Genomic DNA, 23342 nt, shown 5'->3' with positions numbered 1-23342 from the left:
AAAGAAAAGAATAACTAAAAAGAAAAGAGGGAAATAAAAATGAAAGATATAAATGAATTTTTATCAAACATTAGTGAACCAGCACATCGTGATCGAGTAAAAGAGTTATTTGGCTGGACGGAAAAAACATTTCCGCAACTTAAAGTCGTAATAAAGTGGAACCAACCTATGTTTACCGACCACGATACTTTTATTATTTCCTATAGCGCTTCTAAAAAGCACCTTTCAATTGCACCTGAAACAGCTACTATTACAGCATTCAAAGAGGACATTGCAAATTCTGGCTATCAACACACGGACAATATTATCAAAATCACTTGGGATCAAACGATCGACTATGCATTATTACAAAAGTTAATCGATTTCAATGTGCAAGAAAAACTACATTATACCAAATTTTGGAGAGAATAATTTTTAATTAATGGAACCTTATTCAAAAAAGTTTCATCGATAAGAAATTATTGAAGTAGTAAAATAAGGTAAAATCTATTATGATTTAGACATAGAGAGTTACTTAATTATCTTCCCCAAAGATAAAATAAGAATTGATCCCACCTCAATAGAGATGGGATTTTTTTAACCGAACAAAAGATTAAGAATTTCTTTAGTAACAAAATACTCATTCTTATGATTCAAGGCTTTTTTTTACTCTCTCAATTTATTTTTTACTATTTCTAAAAATCCCATTGACTAAACTCCTACCTTTAAGTTAAGATAATATTACAAAATTAAATAAAAAAAGGCGCTCTGCAGGAGGACAGCAAATCATCCCGCAGAGCCCTGTATTATCAGCCAGAACTAATAATACAAGTTGCCTCCGTCAATAGTTTATTGACTATTATCATTGTACTAAAAGTAAGAAAAGATTACCAGTCTTTTTTACACATTCAATGTATTTAGTCGATGGTTATTTAGCGAACGCTTCATGGTATTGGTTCCTGACTAATACCATTTTTTTGTTTTGTATTTTTTGAGTAGATAATTAGAGCGAAAAACAAAATAAACAGGCACTCTAGTAAGAAGACAGCAATCCTCTTACAAGAGCCCTGTATCGTCAGCCAGAACTGACAATACAAGTTGCCTGAGTCAATGCGCATTGACTTATTCATTTTACCTAACTTTTGTAAGAAATACTAGTGTTTTTTTACAAAAATTTAGTAATTTGAATAGTTGATGGTTATTCATTGCACTCTTGCGCGGTATTGGTTGGTGGCCAATACCGTTTTTTTCGCTCTTTTTATAAATTGTAAACACTAAGTTCTCCTTTTTTCTTAACTCTTTCCAAAGAACTACCTTAGTGTTTACAAATTCGTGTTACTAGAATCAATCGTTCACCATGCTTTTCTATTCACTCTAAAGGTTGCCGTATAAATGTGTATAAAATAATTAAAAATAAACATGCAAACAAATAATTTCCTAGATCTACAAGATTGAATAATGAAAAGCAACGAATGATTTCTAGTGCACTAGTACTTATTAGAATCTATCTGGCGGAAGATACATTCTAATTCTCTAAAAAATAGCAGGTTTGCAGAGTCTGCTATTTCAAATAACTGTTTATCCAAAATGCTATTCCTTTTCTGTAGATTACCATCCCAACCATTTTATCAACAATAGGATAAGCAGTTGTTTGTTTTTTATACGATTTATTTATATCACTTCTTCTATAGTAATTTCAGAGTATTTATTTCAATATTCTCTATAAATTTTATCTTTATTCTCCTCAATATTTAGTTGCTACATTTTAAAGGTTACGTTAACCTCTTTGGGCTACCAATGTTCTTTGTAAGAATATTGATAGTCCATTTAATTTTTTACATAACTTTTCCACCACTACTATTGTACATATCATGTGTCGCTGTATATGTATCCATCCTTGCGCACTAAAAATGAATCACTGCTAGACTCGCTTCTGAAGCAAACTCTTCTCCCGAATACTCTTTCTTTAGTCCAAACCAAATTAAGGCGTTCACTAAAACAGATTAGAAAATAATAGCGACCCGTTTTCTGATAGGTAGATATAATTGAGCTTTTGTAGAATTTCTTAGTGTCCTCTATGTCGTTCGTTGGATAGTATAAAACAATTGAGAAAATTGCACTAGCAAAAAAGACCATAGCCAAACGAAATAATCTGAAGTAAGCCCCAATAGTTAGATCAGAAACTCTAACTTAGGGGGGCTCACTTCAATCCGTTCGACTATGCTCTTTAACCTAAATTTAAAGCAATGGGGTGTTGTTTATTTATTATAAATCTTCGGACCTTTACGCATGTTTTTACGATCATTTTTAGGCGTCTCCATTTGTTTCGAGCGACCGCCACTTTGTTTCTTCTTAATCAATTCTAGCATTTTTTTCTTTGTATCCATTATTGCACCGCCCTTGTCAAGAGAGTAACAGACTCGATATGAGTCGTTTGCGGGAAGTTATCCACTGGTTGCACTTCTTTGACTTCAAAGCCGCCTTCAACAAGTAGGGCAAGATCACGTGCTAATGTTGCAGGATTACAGCTTACATACACGATACGTTTAGGTTTTGTTTCGATCAAGGTTTCTACCAAACTTGCTTCTAAGCCTTTACGTGGTGGATCAACGATGACAACATCTGGTTTGATATCATTTTCGATCATTCGCGGTAAAGCTTCTTCAGCTAATCCTGCTGTAAATGTTGCATTTGTGATGTTGTTTAGTTTTGCATTACTTTCAGCATTTTTAGCCGCTTCTTCGATTACTTCCACACCATAAACGTGTTTTGCATCTTTTGCTAATGTTAAACCGATTGTACCGATCCCACAATATGCATCTACAACAATTTCTTCACCTGTCAACGCCGCGTATTCTTTAACTTTGTTATACATTACTTCTGTTTGTTGTGGATTTACTTGATAGAATGAACGAGAAGAAATTTCAAATTTCAAATCAAAAATCGTATCGATCATTTTATCTTCACCGTGTAATAGAATCGTCTCATCCCCAAAAATCACGTTTGTCTTTTTAGCATTGACATTTTGCACAATGCTAACAACTTCAGGCAACGCTTCTAGAATATCCGGAATAATTTTACTAGTTGGGAATAATTTTGGTGTTCTAGTAATTAAAACAATCATCATTTCCCCAGTGTGATAGCCACGACGAACAACGATATGGCGTAAGTTACCCGTATTATCTGATTCGTTGTAAGGTTTGATGCTGTAACGTCTCATGATATCACGGATTTTAATGACAGCTTCGTCAATTTTAGGATCTTGAATATAGAAATGTTCTAAGGGAATAAGATCATGGCTATTTTTTCTGAAAAATCCTGTTTGCAGTTTACCCTCGATTTTTCTCACTGGAATTTGAGCTTTATTGCGATATCCCCAAGGATTGTTCATGCCTAAAGCGTCTAAAACTGGAACGTCTGGTAATTTTGCTACACGTTGCATCACGTTTTTCACTTGGTCTGTTTTGAATGTCAACTGTGCACCATACGCTAAATGTTGTAATGGGCTGATACCGACTTTGGTAAAGTTAGCATCTTTGACTGGTACACGGTCTTCGCTTGATTTTAAGATAGTCAAGACTTTACCGTAACCAAAACTTTTACCGACTTTCAAGACTTTGATTTCGATTTTTTCACCTGGTAAGGCATTTTCTATAAAAAGTGGGTAGCCATCAACTTTAGCAACACCCATTCCTTCATGTGTCAGATCAATAATATCAACTTCGATTGTTTCATTTTTGTTCACTGGAAAATTATTCATAAGTCGCTCCTTCTTTTATGCGCTTCACTCATTCTAATGAAAAAATGCTAGAAAAGCAATAGAGAGTTTGTTTCGACAGCTAAAAGTAGCAAAATTTAATCTTAGAATCTAATCGATTTCAGCTAGTTTATTCTCAATAAGCTGAATCACTTGTTTTTTTGCTTCTTCACTTTCGATAAAATCATACTTATCTCCATCAATTTGGATTTTAGGGCTCTCGTTGTATTCTTCAAACCATTTTTCGTAACGACTATTCAATTCTTTGTAATAGTCATATAATGAAGGATCTTGTTCTACTTGCTCATAAGCACGTCCTCGGCGTTGAATGCGTTCCAACATTTTCGGAAAAGATATTTTAATATGAACCAATAAATCTGGACGTTTTTTATGAGCCGCATAAGGTAATTCTTGCAGCATATTTTCTAATAAAGAATCATACACTTTTACTTCAGTCTCATTCGCTCTTCCTAAGTCAGCGTTTAAATGAAATAATAAAGAATCTTCATATATCGAACGATCCAATACATTATTTTCATGAGAGAGCGCTTGTTTAATACTATCAAACCGCTTATTTAGGAAATAAATTTGTAATAAAAATGCATATTTTTTAGGATCAGCATAAAATAACGGTAAGACTTCGTTATCGTCAACGGATTCATAAAAAGCTTCTGATCCTAAATGTTCTGAAATAATTTCTGTTAAACTTGATTTCCCTGCACCAATTGTACCTGCTAAAACGATCACTGCCATCGAACTCCCTACCTAATTAATTATTGTTTTTTTGATTTTCAACCAATGAACCATGCCAAAAATAGAATTGACAGTATACATGCAGTACATGACAAATAAGGCATAATCTCCCCCTGCATGGGTTCCTGCTCTAAACCATAATACTATGGAAAAAAGATTACCTAACAACCAAAAAATAAATTGTGACTGGTACCTTTTGATCATCAATAACATCGCTGTGGCGGAAACGCTGAAAGTGATAGCATCAAGCATTTGTTGTGCATCATTGACAAACCCTAAAACTGAATAAGCAACCATTCCAATTCCTAACCACACGACACACGCATATAACCATTGAATTCCTTTCAACGTTTTTACCTCTGTGACATTACCTGACCCATCTTCGCTGACTTTTAACCATGTATACAAGCCTGCAATATCCATAATTACATAAAAGCTTTGAAGTAAAACCTCAGCATAGACTCGTGTTTTAAACCCAAAATAACCTATGATCAATGCACTTATAAACCCAAATAGGTAATTGCTAGCCTTGCCTTGAGCAATTAAATTGACGCAAACAATACCTGATATCCCAGCTACTAATGTAATCCAACTAGAAGGATTGAAAATGAACGCTACTAATTGTACAACAATCATCGCGAACAAAAAAAGATAGTTTTTTCTTTGCCAGCCTTTAAAATCATTTATAATAACATTTAAACCCAAATCAAACAAACCTTTCATTTGCCAGTATTTATCATTTTCTAATGAGATGACGACTTATTAAATTTACCTCTGTTTCAAGATCAAGTCAATCTGAATTCTATCCAATTATTGATTATGAGACATTTTTATACAATATATTGTGTTTCCTAATAGTTTACATCTATATATAGTATAAAGAAATTGCAATGATGCTTTCAATTTTTGTATTTTAAGTCTACTCAGCCAAAGCTGATTTTTATACTGTTATTCTATCTAGCTGCTGCACCAAAAAAGCATCCGAGACAATCTTGTCTTAGATACTTTTTTGGTGCTTTTAATGATCAGCCAATTTTTCCATTATGATCGATATCTTCATCGGTCAAACGCTCGACTTCTTTAACGAACTCTTTACTCGTTTCTAGATACTCATCTTCTTCATCATAATCATCCAAGATGGAGCCCATGATTGCATTCGATGGAATCGCATCTGCATTCGCAAACATTTCAATGTGCTGATGTAAATTTGTGAATTCCATTGGTGCATCACCACCATATTCGCCATCTAAGTTGATCATCATTCTACTGTTCTGTTCAAGCGTCTCTGCGCATAAATGACTCGTTTTCGTGTATATCAGTCGGTTATCTTCGATATGTTTACCACCGTTTAACATTAGTGCAGCTAAATGCAAAATCTCAAAAACATTGGCTGTTTTCACTATAATCAATGAAAATTTTCCATCATCAAGTTTTGCGTCTGGTGCAATCTTTTCAAAGCCACCAACAGAGTTAGTCAAGCCCAAGAAAAACATAGAAGCATTTCCTTCATAAACACCTTCGTCATACTCCATTCGCATTTTAACTGGTTTCACTCGAGGTAGCATTTCTGCACCTTTCGCTAAATAAGCAAGATAACCAAAAATACTTTTAAGTTCTGACGGGACTTCATAAGTCAATTCAGTTAAATGACCACCAGCCGCTATGTTGATGAAATAACTGTCTTTTGCTTTGCCGATATCCATTTTGACCGTTTGATTTTTTTTGATAACTTCTGCTGCTTTGACAATATTATCTCTTGGAATTTTTAAAGCTCTTGCATAATCATTGGTTGTTCCAGCAGGAATGATTGCCATAGACGGCCGTTTTTCTAAAGGAGCAATACCATTAACGACTTCATTGATCGTTCCGTCACCGCCAGCCGCAACAATTAGGTCGAAACCTAATTCTGCAACTCGGCGAGCTTCGTTCTTAGCGGAATTTTCTTCTGGAGTTGTGGCAAAAGCACTTGCTTCATATCCGCATTCTTCCACAATAGAAAGAATATCAGCTAGATTTTTTTTGACTAGCTCTTTACCTGAAGTGGGATTATAAATGACTCTTGCTTTTTTCATAATCATCTGCTGCTTTCTAGCGTTTTGCCAATTCTTCTTGTAACAATTTGTTCACAACACCTGGATTAGCTTGGCCTTTCGTTGCTTTCATGATTTGACCGACTAAAAAGCCCACTGCACGATCTTTTCCGTTTTTGAAATCATCGACAGATTGTTGGTTATTATCTAAAACCTCATTGATGATTGGTAACAATTGTGATGGATCAGATAATTGAACTAAGCCTTTTGCTTCGACAACCTCTTTCGCATCGCCACCATTTTCAATCAATTCTTTGAACACTTTTTTAGCGATTTTAGAGCTAATCGTACCATCTTCGATCAACGTAATCATGCCTGCTAAGTTTGCAGGTGTTAATTTTGTATCCGGTAATTCGATTTTTTCACTGTTCAAATAAGCTGAAACTTCACCCATCAACCAGTTAGACACTTGTTTTGCATCTGCACCTTCAGTTAATGCTGCTTCAAAGAAATCTGACATTTCTTTTGTTAACGTTAGAACCATTGCATCGTATTCCGGCAATCCTAATTCTTTGATATAGCGGGCACGACGTGAAGCTGGCATTTCTGGTAGGCTGTGGCGAACACGCTCAATCCACTCATCATCGATTGCAAAACGTGGAACATCTGGCTCTGGGAAGTAACGGTAGTCACTTGATCCTTCTTTAACACGCATCAATAATGTTTTATTCGTTGTTTCATCGAAACGGCGTGTTTCTTGTTGGATTTCGCCACCAGATAATAACACTTTCGCTTGACGTTTTTCTTCAAAGGCAAGACCTTTTTTAACAAAACTCATTGAGTTCAAATTTTTAAGTTCTGCCTTTGTTCCAAATTCTTCTTGACCATACGGACGTAAAGAAATGTTGGCATCACAACGCATCGAACCTTCTTCCATTTTTACATCTGAAACGCCAGTAAATAGGATGATTGAACGAATGGCCTCTAGATAAGCATAGGCTTCTTCTGGTGAACGCATATCCGCTTCTGAAACGATTTCGATCAGAGGTGTTCCTTGACGGTTTAAATCAACGTATGAGTAACCTCCATCACCGTGAATATTTTTCCCAGCATCTTCTTCTAAATGCACACGTTCGATACGAATGCGTTTTGTTTTGCCTTCCACTTCAATATCGATCCAGCCATCATGACCAATTGGTTGATCGAATTGAGAAATTTGGTACGCTTTCGGATTATCTGGGTAAAAATAGTTTTTACGGTCAAAATGTGTATCTTTAGAGATTTCACAATTTAAGGCAAGTGCTGCTTTCATCCCAAATTCAAGCGCTTGTTTATTCATAACTGGTAATACGCCTGGGTAACCCCAGTCGATCACGTTTGTATTGCTGTTTGGTTCTGCTCCAAAGTGTGCTGGTGCAGGCGAAAAGATTTTAGAGTTTGTTTTTAATTCTACATGGACCTCAAGTCCGATGACAGTTTCAAAGTTCATTAGTCATTCCCCCCTAAGATCACAGGTTTTTTCGTATGGAAATCAGTTGCTTGTTCAAACGCATACGCTGCTTTATACATCGTGCTTTCATCAAATGCTTTCCCAATGATTTGTAAACCAACTGGTAAGCCTTCTGAAAATCCTGCTGGTATTGACATACCAGGTAATCCAGCTAAGTTAACTGGAATCGTTAGTAAATCATTCATATACATTGTGATTGGATCATTGATATTTTCACCTAATCCAAAGGCTACTGTCGGTGAAGCTGGGCCAATGATGATATCATATTTTTCAAAGACATTGTCAAAGTCTTGTTTGATCAATGTTCGAACTTGTCCAGCTTTTTTAAAGTGTGCATCATAATGTCCAGCACTTAATGAGAATGTCCCAAGCATGATACGGCGTTTTACTTCTATACCAAACCCTTCAGAACGTGAATTTACATAAACATCTTCAAGATTTTTTACGTTTTCAGAACGATAGCCATAACGAATCCCATCAAAACGTTGTAAGTTGGAGCTTGCTTCTGATGAAGCGATGATATAATACACAGCTACCCCATATTTAGAATGTGGTAAGCTCACTTCTTCTACAGTTGCACCAAGAGCTTTAAATGTTTCTGCTGCTTTAAGAACTGCTTCACGAACGCCAGCATCGACACCCTCACCAAGATATTCTTTTGGCAAAGCAACTTTCATCCCTTTGATATCTCCTGTTAATTCAGCAGTGAAATCAGGAACTGAAACGCCAGCAGAAGTCCCATCTTTTTCATCATAGCCGCTGATTGCGCTTAAGGCTAATGCATTATCTTTAACATTTCTTGTCAAAGGACCAATTTGATCCAAACTAGATGAAAATGCGATCAACCCAAAACGAGACACACGTCCATAGGTTGGCTTCATTCCAACGATTCCGTTAAATGATGCAGGTTGGCGAATACTACCACCTGTATCTGTTCCTAAAGAAACGGGAACTTGACCAGCAGCAACCGCCGCAGCTGATCCACCAGATGATCCGCCAGGAACTTTCGTATGATCCCACGCATTTTTTGTTTTCTTAAAGTAGGATGTTTCAGTACTTCCACCCATCGCGAATTCATCCATATTCAATTTTCCTACTGGAATCATATCTGCTTGATAAACTTTATCCATAGCAGTTGCATCGTAAATTGGCTTAAAGTTGTGAAGCATTTTTGATGCTGCAGTTGTTAAAATGTCTTTCGTTACAATATTGTCTTTGATCCCGATTGGAATACCTGCTAAAGGATTTGATTCAGTAATCCCTTTAAGATCGATTGCTTTTGCTAATTCAAGTGCTTTTTCATCATTGATTGTAATAAATGAATCCACATCTTTTTCCGTTTCGTTGATACGGCTCAATGTCGCTTGAGTCAAATCAGTTGCAGTGATTTCTTTTGAAACAAGTAAATCATGCAGTTCTGTTAGTGACTTATCATATAATTTTTCCATTATGCACCAGCCTCCCCGTTGTCGATAATCGCTGGCACTTTGATATAGCCATTTTCTGATTCTGGTACGTTTTTCATCAATTCACTGCGATCCATACCTGGTGTTGCTACATCTTCTCTCATTACATTGATTGATTGTGCCACATTAGAGGTAAATGGAACCCCCTCTGTATCTACTTCTTCTAATAATTCCACCATATCGATGATTTTGCCTAATTGATCAGTAAAGTCTTTTAACTCCTCATTTGAAAAAGACAGTTTAGACAATTTGGCTACATGTTTTGCTTTTTCTTCACTGATTGCCATGGATACCCTTCTTTCCTTTAGAAAAACTCAATCAAGAGTTCACTAGTTCATTTTTTATGACTGTTACACGATAGTTCACGTTAAAAACAGCTTTTTTCTTATTCTATCATAAATTTCTAAGAATTTTTGAAAGAGATTGAAGAAAATAGGCTGAAAATGTAAAAATAGCGCTGAAACCCATTTTATTATGCTTTTTAGGCTATTCGTTTGTTTCTTTTGTATAACTATTATCCAATGCAGTCACCATTTGTTGTTCGTCCCATACCTCGATACCAAGGTCATGTGCTTTAGTCAATTTGCTACCCGCATCTTCACCTGCAACAACAATGTCCGTTTTCTTCGAAACACTGCCCGTCACTTTTCCACCTAGATTTTCGATTTTCTCTTTTGCTTCTTCTCTATTATAATGGGTAAGTTTTCCTGTTAAAACGACTGTTTTATCTTTGAATGGTGATTCTACAGCGTCTAACTGAGAGGTGCGAATCCCTTTATAATCAAAATTCACGCCAGCTTTTGTCAGTTCATCCATTAATTCATGGACTTCTTCATTTTCAAAGTACGTGACTAAACTATCCGCAATCGTCTCACCCATCGAATCTAGTGCTACGACTTCATCTTTAGTTGCTTTACTGATCGACCGTAGATCTCCAAAATGTTCGGCTAAAACCTTTGCAGCTTTAGAACCAACATGGCGAATACCTAATCCAAAAATCAACCGTTCAACAGAGTTATCCCGGCTTGCATCAATTGCTTTGTAAATATTATTCGCAGATTTTTCTTTGATTTTTTCCAATGTCATCAATTGCTCTTGTGTTAAAAAGTAAAGGTCAGCTACATCAGCGACTAACTCTTTATCATACATTTGTTCCAGTACACGAGGGCCTAAACCATCGATATTCATCGCATTTCTAGATACAAAATGATTAAGTCCTTCTTTGATTTGAGCTGGGCATTTTGGATTGATACAACGCAAAGCAACTTCCTCATCCAGATGCACTAATTCACTATTACAGACTGGGCAATGGGTTGGAATCAAATACGGCTGGCTGTTTTCATCCCGCTTTTCGGTCAAGACATGTGCGACTTCTGGAATAATATCGCCAGCTTTATAAATAATTACTGAATCATTCAACCGAATATCTTTCATTGCAATGAAATCAGCATTATGCAAACTTGCTCGACTAACTGTTGTACCTGCTACACGAACTGGCTGCATCACAGCAGTTGGCGTTACAACGCCTGTACGTCCAATCGTCCATTCGATTTCTTCCACGATTGTTTGAGCTTCTTCAGGTGGAAATTTATACGCAATGGCCCACCGCGGAGCCTTAACAGTAAAGCCTAATTCATCTTGAATCGTGAATTCATTTGTCTTGATTACAATCCCATCAATTTCGTATGGTAATTCTGATCGTTTTTCATGATATTCTTCTATATACGCCCAAACTTCATCAATCGTTTGGCATAGTTTCTTTTCAGGATTGGTTCTAAAACCAATTTCCGATAATTCATTTAACGCATCAAACTGAGTTTGTGCCGTCATTGGTCCAAAATCTGCCACTGTATATAAGAATGTGCTTAGATTTCTTTTCGCAACCATACTTGTATCTAGTTGGCGCAAACTACCTGCTGCAGCATTTCTTGGATTTGCAAAGACATCTTGTCCAGCTTCTTCGCGCTCTTTATTCAAATTGACGAATGATTGTTTTGGCATGTAACATTCACCGCGAACTTCAACTGATATTGGTTTTTTTAACTCTAAAGGAATCGACTTCACTGTTTTTAGATTTTCAGTGATATTTTCACCAACTGTTCCATCACCTCGGGTTGCCCCTTGAACGAATCTGCCATTCTCATATTTTAATGAAATAGCTAGTCCATCAATTTTCAACTCACAACAATAACTGACAGGCTTTCCAGCTAATTTTTGGACACGTTCATCGAAATCGTAAATATCTTCTTTACTAAAACCGTCATTCAAGCTATACATCTGCACTTCATGTGTCACTTTTTCAAATCCTTGTAAAATCTTCCCGCCAACACGTTGCGTTGGTGAATCAGAAGTGATTAAATCTGGATATTCGGTTTCTATGTCTGATAATTCTTTATAAAGCCGGTCATAAACATAATCTTCTACGGTCGGTTTATCTGCTACATAATACTCATGAGCGTATTGATTTAACTGTGTCCGTAGTTCTTTTGCTTTCTCTGTCGCTTCGGCTAATGTTAACGGTATTTCTGCCATAATAACTCCTCCTAATTTAAAAGCATAACAGGCTCATATAGCCTTTTTTCCGAACGGCTAGCCTGTGAAGCAAGATAACATTAAAAGCGTAGTGGGCTTATTCAGTCTCGTTTAAAAAGAAGAAAATAAGACTGAGTTTCTTTTTGCCTCTTTCACATTTTATATTTTTTCAATCGGAGCAAATGCTGCTAATAAGCGCTTAATACCTTTTTCTGGAAAAGCGACGTCTAGTTCTAAGTCTTTCGCGCTACCGCCAACTCGAACAACTGTGCCTGTTCCCCACGCTTTATGTCTGACTTTATCCCCTGCCTGCCACGCCATTGATTCTCCACCACTGGCAACTTTATCTGTTACAGGTTGTTTCGTAGGCTGGGCATAGGCCGGTTTAAATACTTTGGGTTCAAACGTTCTTGATGGTGTTTTTGGTGCTGCAATCGATCCTTGTAAATCTAATAGTTCTTCATCGATTTCATCTAAGAAACGACTTGGACGATTATATTGTGTTTTTCCATATAAGGTTCTTGAAAACGCATTGGTGATAAACAATGTTTCTTCTGCTCGAGTAATACCCACATATGCAAGTCGGCGTTCTTCTTCTAATTCGCTTTCTTCTAACATCGCACGTGATAATGGGAAGACACCTTCTTCTAGTCCAATCAAGAAAACAACTGGAAACTCGAGTCCTTTTGCTGCATGCAATGTCATTAAGGTCACTTGAGACGTACTCTCTTCTAAATTATCTAAATCAGACACTAACGCCAAATCGTTTAAAAATACTGCTAGTTTTTCTTCTGGAGCATCTGCTTCTTCTTCACCTTGACGTTCATATCGTTTATCAAATTCTTGGGTAACCGTTAAAAATTCATCCAAGTTTTCTAAACGTGCTTGAGATTCTAAATTATTTTGTCTCACTAATTCTTCACGATACCCACTACGATCGAGCACTTCTTTCACTAGTTCAGTGATAGTTAAATACGGAATCATTTGTGTCAAATCTTGAATCATCATGCCAAAGCTGCCTAACTCTTTTCCTGCTTTTCCTGAAATATTTGCTAAATCCACATTTTGAGAAGCTTCGAGTAACGACCAGCCGTGCATCTGAGAAAAGCTTCTTAATTTTTCAACAGAGCTTTTGCCAATACCACGTTTTGGTTCATTCACTACACGCTCAAAACTAAGTGAATCCATAGGGTTAGAAATAATATTTAAGTAGCCTAAAATGTCTTTGATTTCTTTGCGATCGTAGAATTTATGCCCGCCGACCATCGTATATGGAATATTTGATTTTAGTAACATTTCTTCCATTACCCGTGATTGGGCATTCGTACGATATAAAACAGCAAAATCTCCATAAATGCGTTCGTTTTTACGCATTTCTTTTTGGATTTGGCCTACGATAAATTGTGTTTCATCTCGTTCATTGTCGCCTCGATAATAAACAATCTTTTCGCCGTCATTATTTTCTGTCCATAATTGTTTATCACGACGATTACGGTTGTTTTTGATCACATTATTCGCTGCATCTAAAATTTTCTTAGTTGAGCGATAATTTTGTTCCAACAGGATGACAGACGCATTTGGATAATCTTTTTCAAAATCCAAAATATTCTGCATATCTGCTCCACGCCAGCCATAAATACTTTGATCGGCATCTCCCACAACACATAGATTTTTAAAGCGCTCCGCTAGCATATTGACTAAGGTGTATTGAGCATGATTGGTATCTTGATACTCATCTACATGGATATAATGAAACTTATTTTGATAATAATTCAATGAATCTGGATGTTCGTTAAACAAACGTATTGTATTCATAATCAAATCATCAAAGTCCATACACTGATTGTTTCTTAATTCTTTTTGATACATTTTATAGCATTTTGCAACAACTTCTTCATACGGTGTGCCTTGCAATTCTTCAACCTTTTCAGGTGTCTGCAACTCATTTTTAGCATTACTGATCGTGCCCAGAATGGAGCGAGGATCGTATTTCTTTATGTCGATATTTAGTTCGTTTAAAATACGTTTCATCAACGTTCTTTGTTCAGACGTATCGATGATCGTAAAATTACGATTATAACCTATATGGTCAACATCGCGACGTAAAATTCGTACACACATTGAGTGAAACGTCGAAACCCAAACATCGTTTCCACCGACTTCTAATAATTTCCCAACCCGTTCTCTCATTTCTTTTGCGGCTTTATTAGTAAATGTGATTGCTAAAATATTCCATGGATTCACATCTTTTTCTTCAATTAAATAGGCAATACGGTGTGTTAGAACTCTCGTCTTTCCGCTGCCTGCTCCCGCCATAACCAATAAAGGCCCTTCTGTATGTAGAACGGCTTCTTTTTGTCTCGGGTTCATACCTTGGATCAAGGCGTTTTCTTGTGCCATCATCAACGTCCTCTCTCTTTTTTCAATCTTATACATTATACCAAAAATAGGAAGAAAATTCTTTAATAATGATGGAATTTTGTAGAACAATATTTCTTTTTGATTTGACGAGTATCTTTTGATAAACGGGAAAGATAAATCGTTCTGTTTTAACGATTGGTAAATAGATGATTGAAGAAAAAATCTCACTCGATAAAGAGTGAGACTCAAAAAAGCGAAGTTTTGTTGTTGCCAATTGTTATTTCAATCCACTCACTCAATAAAGAGTGAGACTAAGTTAAAAAACCCTCGTACGAACACTGAATTATTTCAATCCACTCACTCAATAAAGAGTGAGACTTAGCGGTTCTAAGTAGTTCCTTATCCGATAAGCTAATTTCAATCCACTCACTCAATAAAGAGTGAGACGTAAGTCTTCATCATCAAAATTATACGTATAAAGTATTTCAATCCACTCACTCAATAAAGAGTGAGACGGCTTTAAGATAGTTATACATTTCTACACCTTGATTTCAATCCACTCACTCAATAAAGAGTGAGACTCAACCACATATAGTCCTTCATAATTATTTTGTAATTTCAATCCACTCACTCAATAAAGAGTGAGACCACGGAAAGGTGGATTTTGACAATGACACCAAAAATTTCAATCCACTCACTCAATAAAGAGTGAGACCGTGAAAAGGGACGAAATATATACATATCTGTCACTTTCCAACCATAATCATAGTAAAAAATGTGAATTCAATGAGAAATAATCGCTTTTCCATTCCATTATTACCAAGAAATTGGTGCGGATCCCCTAGCGATTTCATGTGCACTTATTATTCGCACTTGAACTATATATAAACTCTCTCTCTAATTATAAGTATTCTAGTAACAGAAGTCACGGTTAATTTCAAAAAATTATCTTCTTTTCTCTATAATTGTCTATTCAAAGAATCATAAAATAATGAAATCAATGTCCCCAAGCTATCGATGTAATGCATCCATTTTCCAAGCTCACCATTCCAATAGTCACCGACCATCAATAAATCCGTTTCTTTCCTTTTATTTTATGCAATTTTTTACTATTCCAGTCAAATATTACCAATGCTTGCCATCAGTTGGAAAATACCATTCAAATTCTTGCACTATTCTGCAAATATTCATACTTATCTCTATAATCTTACCTCCACTCGTTAGGCAAAAGAATAATCATCTTAGTCAAATGATAGAACTCTAAGTTTGAAACACCTAGATTGATTGTTTTTATTTGAAAATGAATGTTTTTGACCGTTTTAGATTGCATCTACAAATTAAGTGTGCTATTATAATCAATGAAAAGAGGTGTGAAAATGCTTACAGAGGAAAGACATCAAGCCATTTTACGTTTATTAGATCAACAATATGTCGTCAAATCTCAAGAATTATCTACTATATTAAATGCCTCTGAATCGACTATACGTCGTGATTTACAGGAATTAGAAAATGCAGAATTATTAGAACGCGTTCATGGTGGCGCAAAACGAATTTTAAATTTAGGCTTTGAACAAGATATGACTGAAAAAACAGTCAAAAACACGCAAGAAAAACAGATTATTGCTTCATTAGCCGCTCAATTTGTTCATGATGGTGACGTTATTTATCTGGATGCAGGATCGACCACTTTGGAGATGTTGCCATTTTTATCGGGCAAAACAATCACAGTTGTTACAAATTCAGTCCATCATGCTGCAAAACTTGGTGATTTAAATATCAATACCGTTATTCTTGGTGGATCGCTAAAACTTTCAACAAAAGCAATCACAGGCGCAACTGGCATGGAGCAGCTTAGTCATTTCCGTTTCAACAAAGTTTTCATGGGCATGAATGGTGCTCATCTTGAATTTGGTTTAACAACACCAGATCCTGAAGAAGCCGCTCTAAAACGTTTGGCTATTGCTCAAGCTGAAGAAGCATATGTCCTGATCGATCAAACAAAATTAAATAAAGTAACATTCACAAAAGTAACCGAACTTGAGGATGTAATCATTCTCACGAATCATTGTTCACCAGAATTATTTGAACAATTCCAGAAAAAAACAACGATCAAGGAGGCAATACAATGATTTACACAGTAACTTTAAATCCTTCCATCGACTATATCGTTCATGTGAACGGACTTAAACTAGGTGACCTAAACCGTATGAACAATGATTTTAAACTACCTGGCGGCAAAGGCATCAACGTATCCAGAATCTTAAAAAGAATTCAAGCTGAATCAACGGCACTCGGATTCTTAGGTGGCTTTACAGGTAATTTCATTTCCGACTGGCTGAAAAAAGAAAAAATCCAGACAAAATTTACCACAGTTCAAGAAGACACTCGAATCAATATCAAATTAAAATCAGAATCCGAAACTGAAATCAACGGCTTGGGGCCAGCTATCAGCAACGAAGAAATGCAAGACTTAAAACAAACTTTAAGTATGATTTCAGCTGGAGACATTGTCGTTTTATCAGGAAGTACACCGGCTACACTTCGAGAAGGTTTTTACGAAGAGCTAATTCAAATTATCAAAGACAAAGGGGCTGATTTTGTCATTGATACCACTGGTAAAGACTTATTAAATGCTCTACCGCAAAATCCTTTGCTGATCAAGCCAAATAACCACGAATTAGCTGAACTGTTTGATGTAAAATTTAAAACTATGGAAGATATCTTACCCTTTGGTGAACGTTTATTAGAAGACGGGGCACAGCATGCGATCATTTCAATGGCTGGTGATGGTGCTTTGTTATTCACTAAAAACGGTATCTATCGTTCAAACGTGCTAAAACGTCCCTTAAAAAACTCTGTTGGTGCAGGAGATTCAATGATTGCTGGTTTTGTAGGAACATTTGCTAAAAAAGAAGATCCGATTGAGGCATTTAAATGGGGGGTTGCCTGCGGAAGTGCTACTGCTTTTTCAGATGACTTAGCATCTATCGATTTAATCAATGAATTAATCTCAGAAGTAGAAATAGAAAAAATCAAATAGGATTACTCTTATTTCGCTACATTGGCTACACTATAGAAATAGCTCATTCAGCTTTTGCTTTGAAACATGATAGTGAAAAGTACAAGCTGAAGTGAAACGGAACACTGTTACTTATATATTTAGGAGGAAAAACAATGAACATCAAAGACTTACTAGTCAAAGACGTTATGATCATGGATCTGCAAGCTACTGATAAAAAAGCAGCCATTGATGAAATGGTTCAAAAAATGTATGATGGCGGTAGAATTTCTGATATTGACATCTATAAAGAAGGAATTCTAGCTCGCGAAGCACAAACATCAACTGGTCTTGGAGACGGTATCGCGATGCCCCATGCCAAAAATAGTGCTGTCAAAGAAGCTACTGTTTTATTTGCCAAAAGTAACAAAGGCGTTGATTACGAGGCATTAGATGGACAGCCAACCTATTTATTCTTTATGATTGCGGCTCCAGAAGGCGCAAATGATACTCATTTGCAAGCTTTAGCTGCCCTATCTCGCCTATTGATTGATCCTGATTTTGTTGCGAAACTAAAAGAAACAAAAACGCCAGAAGATGTTCAAAACTTATTTCAATCCGCTGAAGAAGCAAAAGAAGCTGAAGAAAAACAAGAACAATTAGAAGAAGCTTCCAATACTAATCACAATACAGATCGTAAATTCGTTGTGGCTGTTACTGCTTGTCCAACTGGAATCGCTCATACTTATATGGCAGAAGATGCGCTAAAGAAAAAAGCGAAAGAAATGGGCGTTGACATCAAAGTTGAAACGAACGGATCTGAAGGGATCAAAAATCGACTAACCGCTGAAGATATTGCTCGTGCTGATGGTGTTATCGTTGCAGCCGATAAAAAAGTTGAAATGAATCGTTTTGATGGTAAAGAATTAGTCAATCGTCCCGTTAGTGATGGGATTCGTAAAACAGAAGAATTAATTACGTTAGCAACTAGTGGGACAGCACCGACTTTCCATAGTTCTGAATCAGATACAAGTGAAGAGGATGGATCAGCTGACGGTTCAGTAGGTTCAAGAATTTACAAAGATTTAATGAATGGTGTTTCACATATGCTGCCATTCGTTATCGGTGGTGGAATTGCCATTGCCCTTTCATTCATGATCGACCAATTTATTGGTGTTCCACAAGACCAATTAAGTATGCTTGGTAATTATAATCAAGCAGCCTCTTGGTTCAATCAAATCGGTGCCGCTGCATTTGGTTTCATGTTGCCCGTTTTAGCAGGATTCATCGCTTCAAGTATTGCTGATCGTCCAGGATTGATCGTCGGTTTTGCTGCTGGTGCGTTAGCGAATACAGGTGGTGCTGGTTTCTTAGGTGCTTTGGTTGGTGGTTTCTTAGCCGGTTATGTCATTATTTTCTTGAAAAAACTGTTCAAAGGATTGCCTAAATCTCTTGATGGAATCAAAACCATTTTATTTTATCCGGTATTTGGTTTACTGATTACTGGTGGATTAATGCTTTTAGTCAATGTTCCAATGAAAGTTATCAATGATGGATTAAATAATTTCTTATTAAGTTTAGATGGAACTAATGCTGCACTTTTAGGAGCCTTACTTGGTGGTATGATGGCCATTGACCTTGGTGGTCCGATCAATAAAGCAGCTTATGTATTTGGTACAGCATCGATTGCTGCCACAGTTACTGAAGGTGGAAGTATTATCATGGCATCCGTTATGGCCGGTGGTATGGTTCCTCCATTAGCTATTTTTATTTCAACCTTGATCTTTAAAAATAAATTTACACAAGACCAAAAAGACGCTGGTTTGACCAACTTAGTGATGGGCTTATCTTTTGTAACTGAAGGTGCGATTCCTTTTGCTGCAGCTGATCCATTACGTGTTATTCCAAGTTTCGTCGTGGGATCTGCATTAGCTGGTGGGTTAGTTGGTGGGTTTGGTATTCGCTTGTTGGCTCCTCATGGCGGTATCTTCGTAGCCCTATTGTTAAGTCACCCACTCTTATATCTATTGTTTATTGCCATTGGAGCAGTCGTTTCTGCAGTGATTTTAGGTATTGTAAAAAAACCAGTCGCTCAATAAATTTCTTATAACTACTCAAGCCTCAAATAATGTAGATTTCGGTCGCATTCATTTGAGGCTTTTTCTTGATGAAAAACTTATCATTTTTGGTCTATATCATTAGCTTTAAAAAAAATTCTATATTAAACTTATAAATAAGAAGTGCACATTCTTTACAAGTTAACCAGTTCATTTTTAACAAGGACACTATTTTTAAAATAATCAAGAGAGGATAACTATGATGATTTTACATTATAGCGGTTTTTATTATGAATAGATTATTAGGTAAAGTAATGTTGCTTACAGACGCCCAAAGTAGTATTGGTATTGCAACTGCTAAATCCGCTGCAAAAGAAGGAGCAATTGTAGTTTGTACAGCTAGACGTTTAGACAAGATCTCAACCGTCATTTCAGAAATAACGCAATTGGGTGGCATCGCAACTGCTTTCAAACACGATGTTAGCTCTAGTGGCAGCTGGCAAAAAGTCATTTCTAATACAATAAACAACTACGGAAAAATCGATATTTTAGTCAACAACGCTGGGGTTTCCTCCCCGAAAATGTTGTTAGATTTAACGAAGGAAGACTGGGAAAAAATTCAGGCTGTTGATATAAATAGTCTTGTTTTTGGTTTACAAGAAGTAATTCCACCAATGATAAAAAATGGTGGTGGCTCGATCATCACGATTTCTTCTCTGGAAGGATTAGTTAATTTATCGGATAACAATCCTTACGCAGCAGCCAAAGATGTTATTCGCTCACTTTCACTTGATGCAGCATTTGCATATGCTAAAGATAAGATTCGGGTAAATTCAATTTGTCCTGGAGTTATTTATACGCCTATGATTGAAACTACTTTTCCAGCCATCAGTCCAAATTATAAAAAGTCCGTTCCATTTCCTTATATAGGAAAACCTGAAGATTTCGCAAATGGTGTTATTTACTTAGCCTGTGATGAAGCTAGTTTTGTAACTGGTGCTGAATTGGTGATAGACGGAGACCGTATTACAATGTAAATCACACCTCTATTTTGTAAATTAACAAAACTGAACCAATACGTCTTTAGACTTTTCACATTATTTATTCAAATTTTAAGGGGCTGTCATATAACTTTTTTTCGTTATATGACAGCCCCTATTAAAAAAACTACTCACTGATATCAATTGTCTGATTAAGTGTTTCTAAATAACTCGAATCCAAAAATACAACACGCAAATGGTTCTTAGCCTTTTGCAAATCAAAACGTGTCGATGCTTCTTTTTTCTTTAAATTACTTATATTCACATCACATAATTTCTCCCACAGCTCTTCGAGTGGAACTTGCTGAATCGCTTCTTTTGGCAGATAAAAACGCAAGACCGAAACAAACTCATCATATTTTTTATCCAAAACATCGATTTCTAAAAATTGTCGTATATAAAATTCATACGCGGAAAGTCCATCATCAATTGCCATTTCAGGATTCAACACACGATAATTCATCATCTTGCGACTTTTCTCGTCGATCCAAGGGAAATAGGCTTGCGCATTTAATATCCCTTTTGTACGGTTTACTCTATATTTTTGATGAAGCAGATCGTAACTTCTCGTTACAAAATACGTTGCATTTTTCTTTTCAACTGGTTGATAGTAATTATTTTGGTATTGAACCGTCTGTGTAACCTCTTTAACAAAAGCATATTCAATGTATGGAGCACGTAAAACACCCGTTCCATTATTCCAAGCCAATTGGTCATACCCTAGCTGATCTCTGAATAAACGTTGATACTTTAAATTAACGGGCATATTCCAGTTAAATGGATTTTTGAATAAAGTAACTTTGATGACTTGATTCGCTATTTCCTCAACGGAATGAACTTGTTGCACTTCCAAAAAAATCGGTTTAGGAATAATTTGATAGTACAAACTTGAATAATACATTTTCCAACATGAAGTTAAACACAAACCTTTGAAATAAATATCATAACCAGCAAGTTGATTACAATCAACAATGATAGATTTTTTACTATCGTATCGTTTCGGTAGTTTAGCAATTTCACTATCTGTTTCGAATGTCCTTTTTTCGATATTTTCAACATTATTATATAAATAGTCATCCAATGACCTAATATACCCATAGAGGCCATTTTTAACCATACGAGTTTCACAATAATCTTCAATCATTTTTTGATTCTCGATAAAAATTGTGCCATCTAAAATCGTCCGTTCATGAAGCGCCAACTTAGAAATATGGAGTTGGAATTCTCCCCCTCGGCTGTTCACTTTGAGCCATAAATTTTCTTCTTCTGTAAGTTGCTGAATTTGATAAATCAAGGCTTGTAGATCAAATTTTTGCGATTCTTCCTCACCAAAGCGATAACTTTCAGGATTTGTCACGATACGCAAAAAACTTAACCAATCAAAAATATCTTGTTTCAATTCTTCTAAAGAAAAATCAGCCCGAGCGAATACCATATATATTTTCTCTGTTTTCTCCATTTGCTCCACCTCATTCCTTTCATTAAGTATAACGAAAATAAAGTCAGACTTCATCTAATATACTTGAAGAATCGAAAAGTTGCCTCTAAATAGCAAAAAAACATCTTTTTCTTTCGTCTGGGGAAACGATAGAAAGAAGATGTCTTTTTTTATGTGTGATCAATCGAGGATTTTTTTCTTCTCTCCCATAAAACGATTAATCAAATAAAATAAACTAGTGCCAATTCCTATAATGAGAATCGCTAAGTAAAATGCATAAATCTTTGATCCAGTGAGATCAGAAATTTTTCCTGTTAAAGATGGAACAATGACTGAAGCTGACATACCAAAAAAATTAAACACGCCGTACATTGTTGCAATGCTCCCTTTTGGTGCTGATTCTCCTAACCAAGAAATAATGATTGGCTCAACTGCTAACTTTCCAAAAAATCCGTATGCCATAATACCAACTACTAAAATCGTTTGATTTGTTGTCGTCACAGTGATCAACAGCACACTAGCCGCTACTATCTCAAGCAAGATAATCAATTGGACTTTCTTTTTAGGTATACCATCTGCGATCCGGCTAAAAATAAGCGCACCAGGGATTGCTGTAAAAAATACTAATGAAGAAGCTAGACCGACAGAAGTACCAGAAAACCCTTTTTCCGTTTCTAAAAAGTTGGGTAGCCACGTATCAATCAAATAGTAAGTATACAACGTTGAAAAATACAATATATACGCTGAAATCATACGCGGTTTAAAAAGCTCTTTGAGTGATGTTTGTTTTTTCACGTCTGCTTTTGTATTGTTTATAGTTTTTGGTTTTTCTATTCGAATAAAATAGAAAAACATAACCGTAGCTAACAGAATCAACATAACGGTTACAAAAATCAACGCTTGCCAAGGCAAGACACCCGTTCCAACTAGATAACTAGATGAAACCAGACCTAGACCGCTCCCTATCGCTGTTCCACTATTGACGATTGCTGTCGATAAGCTTCTTTTCGATACCGGTACATATTCAGAAGTTAATGAATACGCTACACCATAATAGGTACCACAACCTAATCCAGCAAAAACACTTCCAATAAAGACCAGACCAATATTTTGTGCTACCCCAACAACCAATGCACCTAGACCAAATAATAAAAAACCAGGAATCAGAATTTGTTTTTTTCCTACTCTATCTACTAATATTCCTGAAGGTATTTGCATACAAACATAGCCTAAAAAATAGAAACTTGAAATATGACCAAGCTGAGCATCCGTCGCACCACCAAAATATTCACTAATAATCGGATAAATAGGCGTCAAAACTGTTCGATAAATCCAAATAACGATCCAACCAATCGTTAATATATAAATAATCTGTTTCCAATATGGCATTTGTCTGTTCAGTTTTTTTTGTCCCTCCATAG

At 36.1% G+C, this 23342-nt stretch carries 17 protein-coding genes and 1 CRISPR repeat array; of the genes, 5 read left to right on the top strand and 12 right to left on the bottom strand.

What is annotated here, in order from left to right; translation table 11 throughout:
• The first annotated feature begins 39 nt into the window (after positions 1-39).
• Positions 40-411 (top strand): iron chaperone, encoded by a 372-nt coding sequence (locus IGJ34_RS04310; RefSeq protein ID WP_069655478.1) that lies wholly within the window; start codon positions 40-42, stop codon positions 409-411.
• 1826 nt (positions 412-2237) lie between these two features.
• On the opposite strand, the gene IGJ34_RS04305 is transcribed toward IGJ34_RS04310, so the two are convergent.
• The 10 genes from IGJ34_RS04305 to pcrA form a co-directional block, all read right to left on the bottom strand.
• The gene (locus tag IGJ34_RS04305) at positions 2238-2366 is read right to left on the bottom strand and encodes a hypothetical protein (RefSeq protein WP_010765698.1); all 129 of its coding nucleotides are present in this window, start codon (positions 2364-2366) and stop codon (positions 2238-2240) included.
• Positions 2366-3739, bottom strand: a complete 1374-nt coding sequence (gene rlmD / locus IGJ34_RS04300; protein WP_069655479.1) for a 23S rRNA (uracil(1939)-C(5))-methyltransferase RlmD — start codon at positions 3737-3739, stop codon at positions 2366-2368. Before rlmD ends, IGJ34_RS04305 begins: the two co-directional genes overlap by 1 nt.
• Before the next feature lie 108 nt (positions 3740-3847).
• The gene (locus IGJ34_RS04295) at positions 3848-4489 is read right to left on the bottom strand and encodes a deoxynucleoside kinase (protein ID WP_069655480.1); all 642 of its coding nucleotides are present in this window, start codon (positions 4487-4489) and stop codon (positions 3848-3850) included.
• A 12-nt stretch (positions 4490-4501) separates the two neighbouring features.
• On the bottom strand, positions 4502-5212 hold the full coding sequence (gene pnuC / locus IGJ34_RS04290; protein ID WP_422851641.1) for a nicotinamide riboside transporter PnuC: 711 nt from the start codon (positions 5210-5212) through the stop codon (positions 4502-4504).
• Between the two features lie 302 nt (positions 5213-5514).
• Positions 5515-6561 (bottom strand): diacylglycerol kinase, encoded by a 1047-nt coding sequence (locus tag IGJ34_RS04285; RefSeq protein WP_430598198.1) that lies wholly within the window; start codon positions 6559-6561, stop codon positions 5515-5517.
• A 16-nt stretch (positions 6562-6577) separates the two neighbouring features.
• Entirely contained in the window at positions 6578-8008 is a 1431-nt protein-coding gene (gene gatB, locus IGJ34_RS04280) for an Asp-tRNA(Asn)/Glu-tRNA(Gln) amidotransferase subunit GatB (protein ID WP_111248802.1), read from the bottom strand.
• A complete protein-coding gene (gene gatA / locus IGJ34_RS04275) occupies positions 8008-9477 on the bottom strand; it encodes an Asp-tRNA(Asn)/Glu-tRNA(Gln) amidotransferase subunit GatA (protein ID WP_069655483.1) in 1470 nt (489 codons plus the stop codon). Before gatA ends, gatB begins: the two co-directional genes overlap by 1 nt.
• Positions 9477-9782 carry an Asp-tRNA(Asn)/Glu-tRNA(Gln) amidotransferase subunit GatC gene (gene gatC, locus IGJ34_RS04270; protein WP_069655484.1) on the bottom strand — a complete coding sequence of 102 codons (306 nt, stop codon included), beginning with the start codon at positions 9780-9782 and terminating at the stop codon, positions 9477-9479. The genes gatA and gatC overlap by 1 nt, the downstream gene beginning before the upstream one ends.
• A 199-nt stretch (positions 9783-9981) precedes the next feature.
• On the bottom strand, positions 9982-12027 hold the full coding sequence (ligA, locus tag IGJ34_RS04265; RefSeq protein ID WP_430598197.1) for an NAD-dependent DNA ligase LigA: 2046 nt from the start codon (positions 12025-12027) through the stop codon (positions 9982-9984).
• 159 nt (positions 12028-12186) lie between these two features.
• Positions 12187-14427, bottom strand: a complete 2241-nt coding sequence (gene pcrA, locus IGJ34_RS04260) for a DNA helicase PcrA (protein WP_430598518.1) — start codon at positions 14425-14427, stop codon at positions 12187-12189.
• Between the two features lie 240 nt (positions 14428-14667).
• A CRISPR array of direct repeats spans positions 14668-15103; the repeat unit is 33 nt; unit sequence ATTTCAATCCACTCACTCAATAAAGAGTGAGAC.
• 661 nt (positions 15104-15764) lie between these two features.
• Between pcrA and IGJ34_RS04255 the strand changes: the two genes are divergently transcribed.
• The 4 genes from IGJ34_RS04255 (at position 15765) to IGJ34_RS04240 (ending at position 20480) form a co-directional block, all read left to right on the top strand.
• Positions 15765-16517 carry a DeoR/GlpR family DNA-binding transcription regulator gene (locus tag IGJ34_RS04255; protein WP_242596185.1) on the top strand — a complete coding sequence of 251 codons (753 nt, stop codon included), beginning with the start codon at positions 15765-15767 and terminating at the stop codon, positions 16515-16517.
• Positions 16514-17428: a 1-phosphofructokinase gene (gene pfkB / locus IGJ34_RS04250; protein ID WP_206835513.1), complete on the top strand. Its 915-nt coding sequence runs from the start codon at positions 16514-16516 to the stop codon at positions 17426-17428. The genes IGJ34_RS04255 and pfkB overlap by 4 nt, the downstream gene beginning before the upstream one ends.
• Positions 17429-17562: 134 nt before the next feature.
• A complete protein-coding gene (locus IGJ34_RS04245; RefSeq protein ID WP_069655488.1) occupies positions 17563-19485 on the top strand; it encodes a PTS fructose transporter subunit IIABC in 1923 nt (640 codons plus the stop codon).
• A gap of 248 nt (positions 19486-19733) precedes the next feature.
• Entirely contained in the window at positions 19734-20480 is a 747-nt protein-coding gene (locus IGJ34_RS04240; protein WP_430598195.1) for an SDR family NAD(P)-dependent oxidoreductase, read from the top strand.
• Between the two features lie 130 nt (positions 20481-20610).
• On the opposite strand, the gene IGJ34_RS04235 is transcribed toward IGJ34_RS04240, so the two are convergent.
• Together IGJ34_RS04235 and IGJ34_RS04230 are read right to left on the bottom strand one after the other, a co-directional pair.
• Positions 20611-21942, bottom strand: coding sequence for a hypothetical protein (locus tag IGJ34_RS04235; protein WP_206835533.1), 1332 nt, complete (start codon positions 21940-21942; stop codon positions 20611-20613).
• Positions 21943-22101: 159 nt separating this feature from the next.
• On the bottom strand, positions 22102-23340 hold the full coding sequence (locus IGJ34_RS04230) for an MFS transporter (RefSeq protein WP_206835535.1): 1239 nt from the start codon (positions 23338-23340) through the stop codon (positions 22102-22104).
• Positions 23341-23342 lie beyond the last annotated feature (2 nt).

The sequence above is a fragment of the Enterococcus sp. AZ177 genome, from assembly GCF_050544585.1.
In the GTDB taxonomy this organism is placed as follows: Bacteria; Bacillota; Bacilli; order Lactobacillales; family Enterococcaceae; genus Enterococcus_L; species Enterococcus_L plantarum.
Note: the sequence above shows the minus strand (reverse complement) of the source record. Positions and strands in the feature narration are given on the sequence as shown.

Coding starts and splice junctions, on each gene's coding strand:
- IGJ34_RS04310 (WP_069655478.1), top strand. CDS start 40: ATGAAAGATATAAATGAATTTTTATCAAACATTAGTGAACCAGCACAT.
- IGJ34_RS04305 (WP_010765698.1), bottom strand. CDS start 2,366: ATGGATACAAAGAAAAAAATGCTAGAATTGATTAAGAAGAAACAAAGT.
- rlmD (WP_069655479.1), bottom strand. CDS start 3,739: ATGAATAATTTTCCAGTGAACAAAAATGAAACAATCGAAGTTGATATT.
- IGJ34_RS04295 (WP_069655480.1), bottom strand. CDS start 4,489: ATGGCAGTGATCGTTTTAGCAGGTACAATTGGTGCAGGGAAATCAAGT.
- pnuC (WP_422851641.1), bottom strand. CDS start 5,212: ATGAAAGGTTTGTTTGATTTGGGTTTAAATGTTATTATAAATGATTTT.
- IGJ34_RS04285 (WP_430598198.1), bottom strand. CDS start 6,561: ATGAAAAAAGCAAGAGTCATTTATAATCCCACTTCAGGTAAAGAGCTA.
- gatB (WP_111248802.1), bottom strand. CDS start 8,008: ATGAACTTTGAAACTGTCATCGGACTTGAGGTCCATGTAGAATTAAAA.
- gatA (WP_069655483.1), bottom strand. CDS start 9,477: ATGGAAAAATTATATGATAAGTCACTAACAGAACTGCATGATTTACTT.
- gatC (WP_069655484.1), bottom strand. CDS start 9,782: ATGGCAATCAGTGAAGAAAAAGCAAAACATGTAGCCAAATTGTCTAAA.
- ligA (WP_430598197.1), bottom strand. CDS start 12,027: ATGGCAGAAATACCGTTAACATTAGCCGAAGCGACAGAGAAAGCAAAA.
- pcrA (WP_430598518.1), bottom strand. CDS start 14,427: ATGGCACAAGAAAACGCCTTGATCCAAGGTATGAACCCGAGACAAAAA.
- IGJ34_RS04255 (WP_242596185.1), top strand. CDS start 15,765: ATGCTTACAGAGGAAAGACATCAAGCCATTTTACGTTTATTAGATCAA.
- pfkB (WP_206835513.1), top strand. CDS start 16,514: ATGATTTACACAGTAACTTTAAATCCTTCCATCGACTATATCGTTCAT.
- IGJ34_RS04245 (WP_069655488.1), top strand. CDS start 17,563: ATGAACATCAAAGACTTACTAGTCAAAGACGTTATGATCATGGATCTG.
- IGJ34_RS04240 (WP_430598195.1), top strand. CDS start 19,734: ATGAATAGATTATTAGGTAAAGTAATGTTGCTTACAGACGCCCAAAGT.
- IGJ34_RS04235 (WP_206835533.1), bottom strand. CDS start 21,942: ATGGAGAAAACAGAGAAAATATATATGGTATTCGCTCGGGCTGATTTT.
- IGJ34_RS04230 (WP_206835535.1), bottom strand. CDS start 23,340: ATGGAGGGACAAAAAAAACTGAACAGACAAATGCCATATTGGAAACAG.